The sequence below is a fragment of the Bradyrhizobium guangdongense genome (assembly GCF_006483445.1).
Lineage (GTDB): Bacteria > Pseudomonadota > Alphaproteobacteria > Rhizobiales > Xanthobacteraceae > Bradyrhizobium > Bradyrhizobium guangdongense_A.
This window is the reverse complement of record NZ_PPPT01000032.1, coordinates 19836-34806: the sequence shown is the minus strand read 5'-3', so window position 1 is coordinate 34806 and position 14971 is coordinate 19836. Positions and strand designations below refer to the sequence as shown.

15 protein-coding genes are annotated in these 14971 nt (G+C 65.5%); 10 read left to right on the top strand and 5 right to left on the bottom strand.

Annotated elements, in window-relative coordinates; all coding sequences use genetic code 11:
- Positions 1-26: 26 nt before the first annotated feature.
- On the bottom strand, positions 27-875 hold the full coding sequence (locus C2U70_RS05120) for a methyltransferase domain-containing protein (RefSeq protein ID WP_140976789.1): 849 nt from the start codon (positions 873-875) through the stop codon (positions 27-29).
- A 200-nt stretch (positions 876-1075) separates the two neighbouring features.
- Between C2U70_RS05120 and C2U70_RS05115 the strand changes: the two genes are divergently transcribed.
- From C2U70_RS05115 to C2U70_RS05100, 4 genes are read left to right on the top strand one after another with little or no spacing between them, the layout of a single operon-like run.
- Positions 1076-1876: a ComF family protein gene (locus C2U70_RS05115; RefSeq protein ID WP_140976787.1), complete on the top strand. Its 801-nt coding sequence runs from the start codon at positions 1076-1078 to the stop codon at positions 1874-1876.
- A 35-nt stretch (positions 1877-1911) separates the two neighbouring features.
- Positions 1912-2187, top strand: coding sequence for a glutaredoxin 3 (grxC, locus tag C2U70_RS05110; RefSeq protein WP_140976786.1), 276 nt, complete (start codon positions 1912-1914; stop codon positions 2185-2187).
- On the top strand, positions 2184-3074 hold the full coding sequence (locus C2U70_RS05105; protein WP_140976784.1) for a carbon-nitrogen hydrolase family protein: 891 nt from the start codon (positions 2184-2186) through the stop codon (positions 3072-3074). The genes grxC and C2U70_RS05105 overlap by 4 nt, the downstream gene beginning before the upstream one ends.
- Positions 3071-3550 carry a DUF1178 family protein gene (locus tag C2U70_RS05100; protein ID WP_140976782.1) on the top strand — a complete coding sequence of 160 codons (480 nt, stop codon included), beginning with the start codon at positions 3071-3073 and terminating at the stop codon, positions 3548-3550. The genes C2U70_RS05105 and C2U70_RS05100 overlap by 4 nt, the downstream gene beginning before the upstream one ends.
- Here the strand turns inward: C2U70_RS05100 and C2U70_RS05095 are convergent.
- The 3 genes from C2U70_RS05095 to C2U70_RS05085 form a co-directional block, all read right to left on the bottom strand.
- Entirely contained in the window at positions 3547-4446 is a 900-nt protein-coding gene (locus C2U70_RS05095; protein ID WP_140976780.1) for a DMT family transporter, read from the bottom strand. The genes C2U70_RS05100 and C2U70_RS05095 overlap by 4 nt on opposite strands.
- Positions 4447-4710: 264 nt before the next feature.
- Complete coding sequence (ubiG, locus tag C2U70_RS05090; protein ID WP_186294073.1) at positions 4711-5484, bottom strand: bifunctional 2-polyprenyl-6-hydroxyphenol methylase/3-demethylubiquinol 3-O-methyltransferase UbiG; 774 nt, start codon at positions 5482-5484, stop codon at positions 4711-4713.
- A gap of 16 nt (positions 5485-5500) precedes the next feature.
- Entirely contained in the window at positions 5501-5968 is a 468-nt protein-coding gene (locus C2U70_RS05085; protein ID WP_140976778.1) for a PH domain-containing protein, read from the bottom strand.
- 161 nt (positions 5969-6129) lie between these two features.
- Between C2U70_RS05085 and C2U70_RS05080 the strand changes: the two genes are divergently transcribed.
- The 5 genes from C2U70_RS05080 to C2U70_RS05060 all read left to right on the top strand — a co-directional run bounded on the left by C2U70_RS05080 (position 6130) and on the right by C2U70_RS05060 (position 13237).
- A complete protein-coding gene (locus C2U70_RS05080) occupies positions 6130-7386 on the top strand; it encodes an aspartate kinase (RefSeq protein WP_140976776.1) in 1257 nt (418 codons plus the stop codon).
- Positions 7387-7672: 286 nt separating this feature from the next.
- Positions 7673-9940 carry a phosphoenolpyruvate--protein phosphotransferase gene (gene ptsP / locus C2U70_RS05075; RefSeq protein WP_140976775.1) on the top strand — a complete coding sequence of 756 codons (2268 nt, stop codon included), beginning with the start codon at positions 7673-7675 and terminating at the stop codon, positions 9938-9940.
- Positions 9941-9995: 55 nt separating this feature from the next.
- Positions 9996-11081, top strand: a complete 1086-nt coding sequence (prfA, locus tag C2U70_RS05070) for a peptide chain release factor 1 (protein ID WP_140976773.1) — start codon at positions 9996-9998, stop codon at positions 11079-11081.
- A gap of 7 nt (positions 11082-11088) precedes the next feature.
- Positions 11089-11970 (top strand): peptide chain release factor N(5)-glutamine methyltransferase, encoded by an 882-nt coding sequence (prmC, locus tag C2U70_RS05065; RefSeq protein ID WP_140976771.1) that lies wholly within the window; start codon positions 11089-11091, stop codon positions 11968-11970.
- 493 nt (positions 11971-12463) lie between these two features.
- Positions 12464-13237 carry a DUF4167 domain-containing protein gene (locus C2U70_RS05060; protein WP_140976770.1) on the top strand — a complete coding sequence of 258 codons (774 nt, stop codon included), beginning with the start codon at positions 12464-12466 and terminating at the stop codon, positions 13235-13237.
- Between the two features lie 80 nt (positions 13238-13317).
- Here C2U70_RS05060 and C2U70_RS05055 read toward each other — a convergent pair whose 3' ends face one another.
- The gene (locus C2U70_RS05055) at positions 13318-14085 is read right to left on the bottom strand and encodes a class I SAM-dependent methyltransferase (protein WP_140976769.1); all 768 of its coding nucleotides are present in this window, start codon (positions 14083-14085) and stop codon (positions 13318-13320) included.
- A 108-nt stretch (positions 14086-14193) separates the two neighbouring features.
- Here C2U70_RS05055 and gloB point away from each other — a divergent pair, with 108 nt between their 5' ends.
- Positions 14194-14961, top strand: coding sequence for a hydroxyacylglutathione hydrolase (gene gloB / locus C2U70_RS05050; RefSeq protein ID WP_140976767.1), 768 nt, complete (start codon positions 14194-14196; stop codon positions 14959-14961).
- Positions 14962-14971 lie beyond the last annotated feature (10 nt).

Sequence of the window (14971 nt, the reverse complement as noted above, 5' to 3'; positions counted from 1 at the left end):
AGCCCGGCCATGACGGAGGACACGGTCTAGGTGTCTCTCGCCTTGCGCACCGCCTCCGCAAGGCTCGCTTTCGCCGAGCCCGGCTTCAGCGGCTGCTGCTGGCTCGCATGCGGGGCCCAGCCGGAGAGCCAGATCACGTCGAAGGTGGCGCGGATGCGGCCGTCGGGATCGGCGAAGCGTTCGGCGTAGATTTCCGCCATGCGCAGCAGCGTCGCGCGCCGCGTCGGCGTGCGCCGGCGCTCGACCAGCACATTGGCTGCGCCCATGCGCCGCAGATCCTGCATCAGGGCGAAGGCGCTAGCGTAACGAACCACGACACGGTCGACATCGGTGACCGGCAGCGCAAAGCCCGCCCGCTGCAACAGCGCGCCGATGTCGCGCAGGTCGGCGAACGGCGCCACGCGCGGCGACACACCGCCCTCGCATTCGGCCTCCGCTGCGGCAAAGGCCTGCCGCAACTCGGTCAGGCTGTCGCCGCCGATCATCGCCGCGAGCAACAATCCATCCGGCTTCAGCGCGCGCCTGATTTGCGCGAGCACGCCGGGCAGATCGTTGACGAATTGCAGCGCCAATGCGGAAGCGACGAGATCGAACGCCTCGGCTGCGAACGGCAATTTTTCCGCGCCGGTCGCGTCGAGCTCGACGCGCTGAACCGACGGCAGGCGCGTCTGCAGCGCCGCGAGACCATCGCCAGGCGTCCAGAGATCGGCCGCAACGTGAAACTCGCGCATGACGGCGGCCAATCGATCCGCCATGTCCTCGTTGACCCGATCGAGCAGAAAAGAGACCTGGCCTTGCGCATGTGCACGGCGCTGCCGCGCATGCAGCAACGCGCGATCGAACAGGACGGGCGGAGTTTGCGGGTTTGGCGCCATGCTGCTGGTTACGCCGATCCAGCCAAGAATGGCAACTCTCGTGTCCCGGACAAGCGAAGCGCAGAGCCGGGACCCAATCCTTCCGCGTGCGCGACTCCTGGGCCCCGGCTCTGCAGCGCACCGCTGAGAGGCGCTGCGCTGCGTCCGGGGCACGAGAGTGCGGCTTGAGCCGTCCGCGGTAGGGCGCTAGCCTTCCCACCATGGAAGCCGACAGCGTCCCTTCCCGTTTCCCTTGGCGTGCGCCGCTTGCGGCCGGCCGCCACATGCTGGCGCGTGTTGCGCGGCTTGCGCTCGACATCGCGCTGCCGACCTTGTGCGTGTCCTGCCGCGAGCCGGTCGACGGCGAAGGCGTGTGCGCGACCTGCTGGGCAAAACTGTCGTTCATCGAGCCGCCCTATTGTCCGCGGCTCGGCATCCCCTTTGTCTACGATCCCGGGCCCGACATGCTGTCGATGGAGGCGATCGCGAGCCCGCCGGCCTATCACCGGGCGCGCGCCGCGGTGCGCTATGACGACGTCGCGCGGACGCTCGTGCATTCGCTGAAATATCAAGACCGCACCGATCTGGCACCGGCCATGGGGCGCTGGATGGCGCGTGCGGGCCGGACGCTGCTGACTGAGGCCGACATGCTGGTTCCGGTGCCCCTGCATTGGCGCAGGGCCTGGCGGCGGCGCTACAACCAGTCCGGCGCGCTGGCGCGGGTAATCGAGCGCCAGAGCGGGGTGAAGGTGAACGCCGACGTGTTGCGCCGGGTCCGCGCCACCGAGCAGCAGATCGGCCTGTCCCGCGCCCAGCGCGCCACCAATGTGCAGGGCGCATTCCAGGTATCCGCCGACCGCCAATCCGAGGTGCAGGGACGCCGAATCGTCCTGATCGACGACGTCCTGACCTCGGGCGCGACGCTGGATGCCTGCGCGCGAGCTTTGCTGCGCGCCAAGGCGGCCCAGGTCGACGCGCTGGTGTTCGCCCGGGTTGTCGAGAGCGCCTCGCGTCCCATATAATTCAAATAATTCAGGAAATGAGAGCGCGAGACGACATGAGCACTGCCGTCGAGATCTACACGAGGCCGGGCTGCGGTTATTGTTCCGCGGCCAAATCGCTGCTGACCCGCAAGAAGGCCGATTTCACCGAATTCGACATCGCCAAGAACCCGTCCTGGCGCCAGGAGATGTATGATCGCGCCGGCGAGGGCTCGACCTTTCCGCAGATATGGATCGGCGGCACCCATGTCGGCGGCTGCGATGATCTCTACGGGCTCGACCGCGAAGGCAAGCTCGACGGCATGCTCGCCAATGTGAAGGCCATCTCATGAGCCAGACCCAAGCGCAGGATCGCAGCTTTACCGCAGCCATGGTGCAGATGCGGACCGGGCTTTTGCCCGAGCCGAGCTTCGAGCAGGCGAGCAAGCTGATCCGGCAGGCGGCCGCGGGCGGCGCCGATTACGTGCAGACGCCCGAAGTCAGCAACATGATGCAGTTGAACCGCAAGGCGCTGTTCGAGCATCTGGCGAGCGAAGAGGACGACAAGTCGCTGAAGGCCTATCGCGCGCTCGCGGCCGAATTGAAGATCCACCTGCATGTCGGCTCGCTGGCGCTGCGTTTCTCGCCTGAGAAGGCGGTCAACCGCTCCTTCCTGATCGGGCCCGACGGCGGCGTGCTCGCGAGCTACGACAAGATCCACATGTTCGACATCGAGCTGCCGGACGGCGAGAGCTATCGCGAATCCGCGAACTACCAGCCGGGCGAGACGGCCGTGATCTCCGACCTGCCCTGGGGCCGCGTCGGGCTCACGATCTGCTACGACGTCCGCTTCCCCGCGCTCTACCGAGCGCTGGCCGAAAGCGGCGCATCGTTCCTCACCGTGCCCTCGGCCTTCACCCGCAAGACCGGCGAAGCGCATTGGCACATCCTGCTGCGCGCGCGCGCGATCGAGACCGGCTGCTTTGTGTTCGCCGCGGCACAAGCCGGGCTGCATGAGAACAAGCGCGAGACCTATGGACACTCGCTGATCATCGATCCCTGGGGCGAGATCCTCGCCGAGGGCGACGTCGAGCCCGGCATCATCATGGCCAGGATCGACCCGGCCAAGGTGGAGACGGCGCGGCGCGCGATTCCGTCGCTGCAGCACGGCCGCCGTTTTGGCGTCGCCGACCCCAAGGCGGGGCCGGACCATCTGCATCTGGTGCGGGGATCGGCATGATCCGCTACGCGCTCCGCTGCGAGGCCGACCACGCGTTCGAGAGCTGGTTCCAGAGCTCGTCGGCTTACGATCAGCAGGTCAAGCGCAAGCTCGTGACCTGCCCGATCTGCAACTCGACCAAGGTCGACAAGGCGATCATGGCGCCGCGCATCGTCGGCAAGAAAGGTCGCGGCCGCGCCACACCGCCGCCCGAGGCCGTCGCTGCCACGCCTGAGGCCGCGCCCTCCGGATCGACCTCGCTGATGCTGGCGCAGGAGCGTGAGCTGCGCAGCAAGTTGAAGGAGCTGCGCGATCACATCGTCAAGAACGCCGACAATGTCGGCGAGCGCTTCCCGAACGAAGCCCGCGCCATGCATTATGGCGACAAGGAGCACCGCCCGATCTACGGCGAGGCCTCGCCCGACGAGGCCAAGGCGCTGATCGACGAAGGCATCGAAGTCTCGCCGCTGCCGACGCTGCCGGAAGACCGGAATTAGGCTCCCACCAGCACCGCGACGCCGATCACGATCAGCACGATGCCGATGAGCTCGCGCGGCGCGAGCGGCTGCTTGAACGAGTAATAGGCAACGCCCTGCGCAAAGAGCACCTCCACCAGCGCCAGCGTGCGGACATTGGCGGCGGCGGTCAGCGCGAACGACAGGAACCAGAACTGCGAGGCGAAGGCGCCCATGAAGCCGGCGAGCATCGACGGCTTCCAGAGGCCGAGGATGGCCCGCAGGATCTCCGGTGCGCGCCACAGCAGATAGATCGTCAGCACCAGCGTCTGCACGAACAGGCCGAGCACCAGCGTGAACGACGCAGCCGTCACGAAGGAAACGTTGGGCACGGTGATGATGGCGCCGCGAAAGCCGATCGCCGAGAGCGCGAACGCTGCCGCTGCGACCAGGCCGATGACGGTCGGCTTCAACTCCGCAAAGCTCTTCTCGCCGCCCGGCCGCAGCGCCGTGATGACGACGCCGACGGTCGCGATCACGATCGCCAGCACTTTCAGCCAGGTGAGATGATCGCCGAGGAAGACGAAGCCGAAGATCGCGGTCTGGATCGCTTCGGTCTTGAGATACGCGGTGGTAACCACAAAGGAGCGCTCGTTCATCGCGAGCAGCATCAGTCCGGTGGCGACGATCTGGCTGAGCGCGCCCAGTAGCAGCCATGGCCAGAACATCGCCGGCGGCGCGCTGAGACGATCGCCGGAGGCGACCAGCACCACCGCAAGGAACAGGATCGAGAACGGGAAGCCGAACAGGAAGCGGATGTTGGTCGCACCCCAGGTCCCCAGCGGCTTGGTCAGGGACCGCTGCATCGCATTGCGCGCGACCTGGCCGAGCGCAGCAATGATGGTGAAGGGAATCCAGAGGCTGGTGACGGTGAGCATGTGCGGGATGGGTGGCGGGCGGCGGGAGCTTGTGACGTAGGGTGCCGGGTGCGGCTCACGCGGTCAATCGCGCCGATGTCATGGGAGCGATGCTTGCGCTCCGCCGTCGTCCTGGACAAGCGAAGCGCAGATCCAGGACCCATTACCCCAGGGAGGAGTTTGGCGAAGATTCGTGGTCGCCGGCTTCGCTCCTCAACCCCTTCGTGGGGTAATGGGTCCTGGCTTTCGCCAGGACGACACTGAGAGTTTGGAAGCCGCTTGCCCTCACACCATTCCTTCCGCCACGACCATGTAGTTCACATCCATGTCGGACGAGAGCGTCCATTTGTCGGCGAAGGGGCTGTAGACGACGCCGGTCTGCTCGGTGATGACGAGGCGGTTGTCGAGGAGATGTTTTGTCAGTTCGTCGGGTGTGACGAATCTGTTCCATTCGTGGGTGCCGCGCGGCAGCCAGCGCAAGACGTATTCGGCGCCGACGATGGCGAGCGCAAAGCTCTTCCAGTTGCGATTGAGCGTCGAGACGACCATCAACCCGTTCGGCTTCAGCATCGCGGCGCAGCGGTTGAGGAACATGCCGACATCGGCGACATGCTCCACCACCTCCATCGCCAGCACGATGTCGAAACGCTCACGCGGATCGATCTCCTCCGCCGTGGTGCAGCGGTAGTCGATCGACAGATGGCCCTTGTCGGCGTGAAGCTTTGCTGCGGCGATGTTGCTGGCGGAGGGATCGACGCCGATCACCTGTGCGCCGAGGCGCGACAGCGGCTCGCAGAGCAGGCCCGCGCCGCAGCCGATGTCGAGCAGGCGAAGGCCACCGAGACAGTTGAGGCTGCGCACATTGCGCTCGAACTTGCGGCAGGCGGCGTCGCGGATATAGCCCAGCCGCAGCGGGTTGATCTTGTGAAGGGGCGCCATCTTGCCCTTCGGATCCCACCACTCCGCCGAGAGCTTTGAGAATTTTGCGATCTCGGCGGCGTCGACGGTCGAGCCCTGGGCGCTGGGCGTAGTTGCGGAAGTATTTTGCTGCATGCTCATCAGGAAACGCGCCGTCCTACCGCGCGGTGATCGAATTGCGGAACGCGAGCGGCGAAGCGATGGTGGTGATGGTCTCACGCCCCTCGCCGACACCGTTGATGGTCACGTCGCCATAGTTGAGAAGACGTCCAGGAATGGTCTGGTTGACGTCGACGCTCTCGACCTTGTCCAGCGCCATCTCGAAGGTTCGGCGCTTGATGAACCCGGTCTTGTGCACGACCCGGAGGTTGGTCACGTCGGTCTCGGTGGTAAAGCGATGGAACCAGGCCTTGATGGTCCAGTAGAGGGCCCCGAGCGCGGCCAGCCCTGCGGCAACCAGGCACAGCAGGACGACGCTGTCGATACTCGTCTGCCGGGACATCCCGAACAGCACCAGGGCCACGATCCAGGCCAGAATCGCCGGGAAATAGAAGATCCAGTGCGCATTGGTCGAATACAGCACCCGCTCGCCAGGCTGCAGGATCTCGTCGATATAACGCGCCATAACCTAGCTAAACCACCTGGTAAAACCCATTCCCGGCACGGCACCGGACCCGCAGGAACCCGCTTGCCCCCGGCCCCGCCGCTCTGTATACGCGCGGTCGGAATCCGTTGCTTTTGCGCGGGCCACCATACTGATCCTTATGAAGGAATGCACGCGTCGTCATGAGCCGCCTCGTGATGAAATTCGGCGGCACATCCGTCGCCAATATCGACCGTATCCGCAACGTCGCACGCCATGTGAAGCGTGAGGTGGACGCCGGGCACGAAGTGGCCGTGGTGGTGTCGGCGATGTCCGGCAAGACCAACGAGCTCGTGGCCTGGTGCACCGAAGCCTCCCCCATGCATGACGCGCGCGAATACGACGCCGTGGTCGCCTCCGGCGAGCAGGTGACGTCGGGCCTTTTGGCCATCGTGCTGCAGGGCATGGGCATTCAGGCCCGCTCCTGGCAGGGCTGGCAGATCCCGATCAAGACCAGCGATGCCCACGCCTCGGCCCGCATCATGGAGATCGACGGCACCGAGATCATCAACCGCTTCAAGGACCGGAAAGAGGTCGCCGTCATCGCCGGCTTCCAGGGCATCGATCCCAAGACCAACCGCATCACGACGCTCGGCCGCGGCGGCTCGGACACTTCGGCGGTCGCAGTCGCCGCCGCCGTCAAGGCGGACCGCTGCGACATCTACACCGACGTCGACGGCGTCTACACCACCGATCCGCGAATCGTGCCGAAGGCACGCCGGCTCGACAAGATCGCGTTCGAGGACATGCTGGAACTGGCGTCGCAGGGCGCAAAGGTCCTGCAGGTTCGCTCGGTGGAACTCGGCATGGTCCACAACATGCCGATCTTCGTCCGGTCCAGCTTCGACAAGCCCGAGGATATCGACCCGCACGCCAACCAGCCGCCGGGCACGCTGATCTGCAGCGAGGAGGAGATCATGGAAAATCACGTCGTCACCGGTATCGCCTTCTCCAAGGACGAAGCCCAGATCTCGGTCCGCCAGATCAAGGACAAGCCGGGCGTGGCCGCCTCGATCTTCGGGCCGCTCGCGGATGCCAACATCAACGTCGACATGATCGTCCAGAACGTCTCCGAGGACGGCAAGACCACCGACCTGACCTTCACGGTGCCCGCCGCCGACTATGCCCGCGCCAAGGACACCATTACCGCCGCCAAGGACAAGATCGGCTACGACCGGTTCGACAGCGCCACCGACGTGGCAAAGATCTCGGTGATCGGCAGCGGCATGCGCAGCCATGCCGGCGTCGCCGCCCAGGCGTTTTCGGCGCTCGCGGCGCGGAATATCAACATCCGGGCCATCACAACCTCCGAGATCAAATTCTCGGTTTTGATCGACACCGCCTATACCGAGCTTGCGGTGCGCACCCTGCACACGCTCTACGGCCTCGATCAGGTTTAGGCTAATTTTCTCTTAGCGGTCGCAGCATACGCGAAGGTGTACACACCTTCGCGTTCTGGCAGGCGTTTTGCTTGGCAAAACAAGCCTCAATTCGCTATACGGCGAACAGGGTGGGCTGCCCAGACTGTACCCCAGTTCAGGTGGTGCTGATTCGGCGCGAGCGCTAAATCTGAGCAGGATTTGGAGCCCAGCGCCGGCGCCGGACGAGCAAATTTGTTGTTTTTCTGGAGTTTTGGGCCAGCCGCCGGCCACGCGCCGGTCGGCACATGGAGGAGATTGACGGCACATGCGGAGCGCGTCGGGAGGTCCCCGCGTCTTGTTGAGACGGCTCCGCGAAACCATGGCGGAGCCTGTCTCGGCCCAGGAGCGGCTGGACAAGATCGTGGTGCTGATCGCCGCCAACATGGTGGCCGAGGTCTGCTCGGTCTACGTGCTGCGCGTCGACAACACGCTCGAGCTCTACGCCACCGAAGGCCTCAACCGCGAGGCGGTGCACCATACCGTGCTGAGCGCCCATGAGGGCCTCGTCGGCCTCGTCGCCAGCGAAGCCACGCCACTCAATCTGAACGACGCGCAGAGCCACCCCGCCTTCTCGTTCCGCCCGGAGACCGGCGAAGAGATCTACCACTCGTTCCTCGGCACGCCGATCCTGCGCGCCGGCAACACGCTCGGCGTGCTTGTGGTGCAGAACCGCGCCAAACGCACCTATGTCGAGGAGGAGCTCGAGGCGCTCCAGACCACCGCCATGGTGCTGGCCGAGCTGATCGCGTCAGGCGAATTGTCGGCGCTGGCGCCGCCGGGCCTGGAACCGGCCGCGCGCCATTCGTTGCACAAGAGCGGCGCGATCCTGTCCGAGGGCATTGCGCTCGGCCATGTCGTGCTGCACGAGCCGCGCGTCGTCATCAAGGACTACATCGCCGAGGACCTGCCGAAGGAGATCAAGCGGCTCGATGTTGCGCTTGCCAAGCTGCGCGCCGACCTCGACCGCATGCTGGAGCGCGGCGACGTCGCCGAGGGCGGCGAGCATCGCGACGTGCTGGAAGCCTACCGCATGTTCGCCAACGACCAGGGCTGGTCGCACAAGCTGCACGAGGCGGTCGCCACCGGCCTCACCGCGGAAGCCGCCGTCGAACGCGTGCAGTCCGACACCCGCGCGCGCATGCTGCGCTCGACCGATCCCTATTTGCGCGACCGCCTGCACGACCTCGAGGACCTCGGCTACCGGCTGATGCGGCAGCTCGTCGGCCAGGATCATGCGCCGTCGCGCGAGCAATTGCCCGACAATGCCATCGTGATTGCGCGCGCGATGGGGCCCGCGGCGCTGCTCGACTATGACCGCAAGCGCCTGCGCGGCATCGTGCTGGAGGAAGGCACCGCCAACTCGCACGTCTCGATCGTCGCCCGCGCACTCGGCATCCCTGCGGTCGGCGAAGTTCCGAACGCGCCGGGCATTGCCGACCCCGGCGATGCCATCATCGTCGACGGCACCTCTGGCTCGATCTATGTGCGGCCCTCGCAGGAGATCGAGGCCGCCTTTGCCGAGCGCGTGCGCTTCCGCGCCCGTCGCCAGGCGCAATATCTCGCGCTGCGCGACCTGCCCTGCGTCACCAAGGATGGCCAGAAGGTCGAATTGATGATCAATGCGGGTCTCGCCATCGACCTGCCGCATATCGACGACACCGGCAGCGCCGGCATCGGCCTGTTCCGCACCGAGCTGCAGTTCATGGTCGGCCAGAGCCTGCCGCGCACCAGCGACCAGCTTTCGCTCTACCGCGCCGTGCTCGATGCCGCCGGCTCGAAACCCGTGACCTTTCGTACCCTCGACATCGGCGGCGATAAGGCCCTGCCCTATATGGAGACCGTGGTCGAAGAGAATCCCGCGCTCGGCTGGCGCGCGATCCGGCTCGGGCTCGATCGTCCGGGCCTCTTGCGCGGCCAGATTCGCGCGTTGCTGCGCGCCGGTGGCGGCCGCGCGCTACGCGTGATGTTCCCGATGATCTCGGAGGTTGCCGAGTTCGATTCGGCCAAGGCTCTGGTCGAACGCGAGCTGACCTATTTGCGCCAGCACGGCCATACGCTGCCCGAGCGTATCGACATCGGCACCATGGTCGAAGTGCCGGCGCTGCTCTACCAGCTCGACGAGCTGCTCAAGAAGGTCGACTTCATCTCGGTCGGCTCCAACGATCTGTTCCAGTTCCTGTTCGCGGTCGACCGCGGCAACGCGAAGGTCTCCGAGCGCTTCGACACCATGTCGGCGCCGATCCTGCGCGTACTGCGCGAGATCGCGCGCAAGGCCAATGCAGCCAAGAAATCCGTGTCGCTGTGCGGCGAGATGGCCTCGAAACCGATCGGCGCGCTGGCGCTGATCGCAATGGGCTATCGTTCGCTGTCGCTGTCGGCGACCGCGCTCGGCCAGGTCAAGGCGATGATCATCGACCTCGACGCCAAGAAGGCCGAGGCGATGCTCGGCCCGGTCCTGGATGCGCCGGCCGGCTCCGTCTCGATACGGCAGAAGCTGACGGAATTCGCGGAAGCCGAGGGGCTGTCATTGTAGCGGGCCGGTCGCAGTCCGCACCGCCTCGCCCCTTCCGCCATTCGAGACTGAAACGATGTCGTCACTCCCCGAAGCCAAACTGGACGTTCTGCTCGCGCATCACGCTTCCCTCGAGGCCGAATCGCTCGGCCAGCTCTCCTCCGAGCGCTACGTGCAGATCACGCGCGAGCTCGCCGAGATCACGCCGCTAATCGATGCGGTGAAGACGTATCGTTCTGCCGTCAAGGAGCTCGCCGACACCGAGGCACTGATCGCCGACCCCGCGACCGATGCCGAGATGCGCGGCATGGCGGAAGCCGAACGCGACGAGCTCAACCCGAAAATCGAGGAGCTCGTACAGAAAATCCGCGTGGCGCTGCTGCCCAAGGACGCCATGGACGACCGCAACGTGGTGCTGGAAATCCGCGCCGGCACCGGCGGCGACGAGGCCTCGCTGTTTGCGGGCGACCTGTTCCGCATGTATGAACGCTTCGCCAGTCTTCAGGGCTGGAAGGTCGACGTGATCTCGGCCAGCGAAGGCACCGTCGGCGGCTACAAGGAAATCATCGCCGAGGTGCAGGGCCGCGGGGCGTTCTCGAAGCTGAAATTCGAATCCGGCGTGCACCGCGTGCAGCGCGTGCCCGACACGGAAACGCAGGGGCGCATCCACACCTCGGCCGCGACGGTCGCCGTGCTGCCCGAGGTCGAGGACGTCGACGTCGACATCAAGAACGACGATTTGCGGATCGAGACCATGCGCGCGCAAGGCGCCGGCGGCCAGCACGTCAACAAGACGGAATCGGCGATCCGCATCACCCACATCCCGACCGGCATCGTCGTGATGATGCAGGATTCACGCTCACAGCATAAGAACCGCGCGTCCGCCATGAACATTTTGCGCTCGCGCATCTACGATGTCGAGCGTCAGCGCGTCGAAGCCGCGCGCTCCGCCGACCGCAAGGAGAAGGTCGGCTCCGGCGACCGCAGCGAGCGCATTCGCACCTATAATTTCCCGCAAGGACGCGTCACCGATCACCGTATCAACCTGACGCTCTACAAGCTGCCGCAGGTGATCGCCGGCGAGGCGCTCGGCGAAGTGATCGACGCGCTGACCACCGAGCACCAGGCCGCCCAACTCGCCGCGCAAGGTGCTGCGGCATGACGCGCGCGTGAGCGATCCCTTCACCGGGCAGACCGTCGAGAGCGCGCGGCGCACGCTGAGCGCGCGACTGCGAACCGCAGGAATCGACGAAGCCGAGCTCGACGCGCGCACGCTGCTCGGCGCCGCGCTCGGCCTCGATCTCACCGGCCTCGTCGCACAAGCCTCGCGCTCGCTCACGGTCACGGAGGCCGCGACCGTTGCCGAGTATGCCGCGCGGCGGATGGCGGGCGAGCCGGTCGCGCGCATTCTCGGCGTCAGGGAATTCTGGGGCCTGCCCTTTCAACTCTCGCACGCAACGCTGGTGCCGCGGCCGGACACCGAGACCGTGGTCGAGCTCGCGCTTGAGATCATTCGCGAGCGCTCCTCGTCAACGCCGCCGCGCATCGTCGATATCGGCGTCGGATCCGGCGCGATCCTGCTCGCGCTGTTGCACGAGGTACCAGGCGCATTCGGCATCGGCATCGACCTCAACCTGGACGCGCTTCGCACCGCGAAGCGCAATGCAGCCGCACTCGGGCTTGCGCAGCGAGCGGCCTTCGTCGCCTGCTCCTACCTCGACGCGCTCACAGGCTCATTCGATCTCATCGTGTCGAACCCGCCCTACATTCGCACCGCCGAGATCGCCGATCTCAGCCGCGAGGTGCGCGAGCATGATCCGCACCTCGCGCTCGATGGCGGCAGCGACGGCTTTAATGCTTACCGCGCCCTGATCCCGCAGGCGGCCGCGCGTCTTTCCCCCGGCGGAGCCCTGATCGTGGAGGCCGGCGAAGGCCAGGCCGACGGGATTGCAACCTTGATGCAGGCTGCGGCGTTAACCGTGGAGAGGCCGCCCAAAGCCGATCTGGCGGGCATCCCGAGGGCGGTGTCGGCCCGAAAAATGCCCCCATAAAAGCCCGATTGGGCTGCAAAAACCTCTTGGAATATCCCGTGGGAACGACTACGTTCCGTTCAAACATCGGTGCCGGCCCCGTAGACCTACGGGCGAAAGCCGGGCTCTCGAGGCGAGAGCTGCACTGTATTGAAGGTTCCAAGCCGCAGGTCCTGAGAAGCGCGATGGCCCATTGAGCCGCGCCGCCTTCCGACCGCAAAGTGAACGAAAGCCTGATATTGCGCTTGAAGACTTACGCAAGAAAGCAGGGCTTGTTTCGGCAGGCAAAATGAATGGGTTCGCCGGCGATGGGCGCTGGCGGGTGGGGAACGCGTCTTTGTTGAACGCGACGATTGACGGCAATTGGCAGGCGGGCAATTGGCAGGCGACTCGGCAGGCATTTGGGCCGCCGCCGCGCGCAGGGCGCGCGAAGTATGCGCCGCAAACACATCACGGTCTCTCTCAACGGCAAGTAGTGCGTCTCACTTTTCAGGGCTGGAATTAAAGGCAGGACATGAGAAACGGTCAAAACAAGCAGCGGATGCGCAACCGGAACAACAACAACAATAATAACAACCGGCGCGGCCAAAACCCGATGACCCGGGTCTACGAGTCCAACGGACCTGACATCAAGATCCGCGGCACGGCCTCGCATATCGCCGAAAAGTATCTCCAGCTCGCGCGCGATGCACGCTCGTCCGGCGACCCCGTTGCGGCCGAGAACTACTACCAGCATGCCGAGCACTATTTCCGCCTGATCGCCGCAGCCCAGGAACAGTTCCGCCAGAACCAGCAGCCGCGCGGCGACGAGCCCGTCAGCACCAGCAGCGACGACGGCGAGGACGATGGCGAGAATTTCTCGAACTTCGGCCAGGAGCCGGGATTCGTTCCGCAGCCCCAGCAGCAGCAGCCGCAGCCCTTTATGCGCGACAACCAGCAGCCGCGCGATCACCAGCGCGACCATCAGCGCGATCGCGACAACCAGCCCTATCAGCGCGAGCAGCAGCAGCCCCGCGAGCATCGCGAGCGCGACCACCGTCCGCAGCCGCAATATCAGCCGCAACCGCCGAACCAGCCGCAGCCGGTCGTTGCCGATGCCGGCAGCGTCGACCGCCTGCCCTCCTTCATCACCGGCGCGCAGCCGCAAGTGAATGTCGGTTTTGAAGGCGGTGGTGGCGGCGGCGGTGGCGAGCGCTATCCGCGTCGCCGGCGCCGGCCGCACGGCCCGCGCCCCGAGCGCGAGGCCGCTCCCGCCGGACAGGGCGAAGATCAAACCGCCGGCGAGTAGGCACACTTCTTCGAATTTCGAATTACAAACGTCCCGGCCCCGCCGGGACGTTTTTTTTTGCGCGTGATCCCCTCGGAGCGCTAAACACCTTTCCGGATCATGCGCTCGCGCCGCGTCGCGGCGGGCGAGGACGGCACCAGCACCGGCTTCAGCGATGGAATGAGCCGCGCGCGTTCGCGCTTGGCGGGAATCACGCGATAGACCTGCTTGGTCGCCTCGACGATGTGCACGCCGGCAAACGGCAGCGACATCGCGGCACCCGCCCGCTCCCATACCAGCGCCGACTTCAAGAGCCAGCCGCCGGCATAAGGCGGCATGAACAGCGCCTCCCCCCAGGACGCCGGCGTGAACCAGGTCTGGCGGAGGAGGTCGGTGATCTGCGAACGCGAATAGGGGCGGCCGTGACCGAACGGCGTGCTCTCGGTGCGGGTCCAGACGCCGCGCCGGTTCGGGATCACGGCCATGAGCCGGCCCGACGGCGCCAGCACCCGCCACATCTCGCGCAACAGCGCCGCGGGGTCGTCGCAAATCTCCAGCGCGTGGACGAGAAGGATGCGATCGAACGCGGCATCCGGCAGCGGCAGAGAGAATTCGTCGACGAGCGCGGCCAGCGCCGGTCGCCCCGTCGGCCATTTCAGCACGCCCTGGGCCGCGGGCATGAAGGCAATGCAGCGCTCGGCGTCCTCGCGGAACAGCCCGAGATAGGGCGTCGGATAGCCGACGCCGAGCACCCGCTGCCCCTCCGCGCCGGGCCAGCGTTCCCTGATGCCGCGATTGATCAACTGCCGCGCCACGATGCCGAGGCGGCGCGAATAGAAATCACGGAGATCGATGACGTCGATGGTCATGACGGCAATGTAACATGCGAGTTGCTAGTGCCGCGCGCTGAATATTGCATTGCCTGCGCGACGTTAACGCCATATTTGTCTGACGGGGCTGAGCGCGATGGAGATGTCATGGCCGCCGAAATTCGTGTTTTCAACTGTTTAAACGACAATTTCGGTTATCTCATCCACGATGTGGAAACCAAGGCGACTGCCTCGGTCGACGCCCCCGAAGCCGGCCCGATCCTGAAGGCGCTGGAGCGGGAGGGCTGGACGCTCACCGACATCCTGATCACCCATCATCATGGCGACCATGTCGGCGGCGTTGCCGAGCTGAAGCAGAAATATGACTGCCGCGTCGTCGCCCCGCATGACAAGACGACCAAGATCGCCAATGTCGACCTGCGAGTCGCCAACGGCGACATCGTCAAGATCGGCAATCTGCTCGGACGCGTGCTGGAGACACCAGGCCATACGCTCGACCACATCTCCTACGTCTTCGATGCGGAGAAGTCGGTATTCGCCGCCGACACGCTGTTCTCGATCGGCTGCGGCCGGGTGTTCGAGGGTACCTATCCGATGATGTGGGACTCGTTGTTGAAGCTGCGGGCGCTACCCGACGACTTCAAGCTTTACTGCGGCCACGAATACACGGCGTCCAACGTCAAGTTCGCGCTGACCGTGGAGTCCGACAATCCGGCGCTGCAGGCCCGCGCGGCCGAGGTGACCAGGCTGCGGGCCGAGAACAAGCCGACCATTCCCTCACTGCTTGGTGATGAGAAGCGAGCAAATGTGTTCCTGCGCGCTGATGAACCCTCGGTTGCAACCAAGCTACACATGAGGGGCGCGGATGCCGCCGCCGTGTTCGGCGAGTTGCGCGAACGCAAGAACAAGTCCTGAAGCACAAGTC

Bases quoted from the DNA above. Each gene is read 5' to 3' on its own strand.
- grxC (WP_140976786.1), top strand. From the start codon at position 1,912: ATGAGCACTGCCGTCGAGATCTACACGAGGCCGGGCTGCGGTTATTGT.
- C2U70_RS05105 (WP_140976784.1), top strand. From the start codon at position 2,184: ATGAGCCAGACCCAAGCGCAGGATCGCAGCTTTACCGCAGCCATGGTG.
- gloB (WP_140976767.1), top strand. From the start codon at position 14,194: ATGGCCGCCGAAATTCGTGTTTTCAACTGTTTAAACGACAATTTCGGT.
- C2U70_RS05120 (WP_140976789.1), bottom strand. From the start codon at position 875: ATGGCGCCAAACCCGCAAACTCCGCCCGTCCTGTTCGATCGCGCGTTG.
- prfA (WP_140976773.1), top strand. From the start codon at position 9,996: ATGTCGTCACTCCCCGAAGCCAAACTGGACGTTCTGCTCGCGCATCAC.
- ptsP (WP_140976775.1), top strand. From the start codon at position 7,673: ATGCGGAGCGCGTCGGGAGGTCCCCGCGTCTTGTTGAGACGGCTCCGC.
- C2U70_RS05060 (WP_140976770.1), top strand. From the start codon at position 12,464: ATGAGAAACGGTCAAAACAAGCAGCGGATGCGCAACCGGAACAACAAC.
- C2U70_RS05085 (WP_140976778.1), bottom strand. From the start codon at position 5,968: ATGGCGCGTTATATCGACGAGATCCTGCAGCCTGGCGAGCGGGTGCTG.
- C2U70_RS05095 (WP_140976780.1), bottom strand. From the start codon at position 4,446: ATGCTCACCGTCACCAGCCTCTGGATTCCCTTCACCATCATTGCTGCG.
- C2U70_RS05080 (WP_140976776.1), top strand. From the start codon at position 6,130: ATGAGCCGCCTCGTGATGAAATTCGGCGGCACATCCGTCGCCAATATC.
- C2U70_RS05100 (WP_140976782.1), top strand. From the start codon at position 3,071: ATGATCCGCTACGCGCTCCGCTGCGAGGCCGACCACGCGTTCGAGAGC.
- C2U70_RS05115 (WP_140976787.1), top strand. From the start codon at position 1,076: ATGGAAGCCGACAGCGTCCCTTCCCGTTTCCCTTGGCGTGCGCCGCTT.
- ubiG (WP_186294073.1), bottom strand. From the start codon at position 5,484: ATGAGCATGCAGCAAAATACTTCCGCAACTACGCCCAGCGCCCAGGGC.
- C2U70_RS05055 (WP_140976769.1), bottom strand. From the start codon at position 14,085: ATGACCATCGACGTCATCGATCTCCGTGATTTCTATTCGCGCCGCCTC.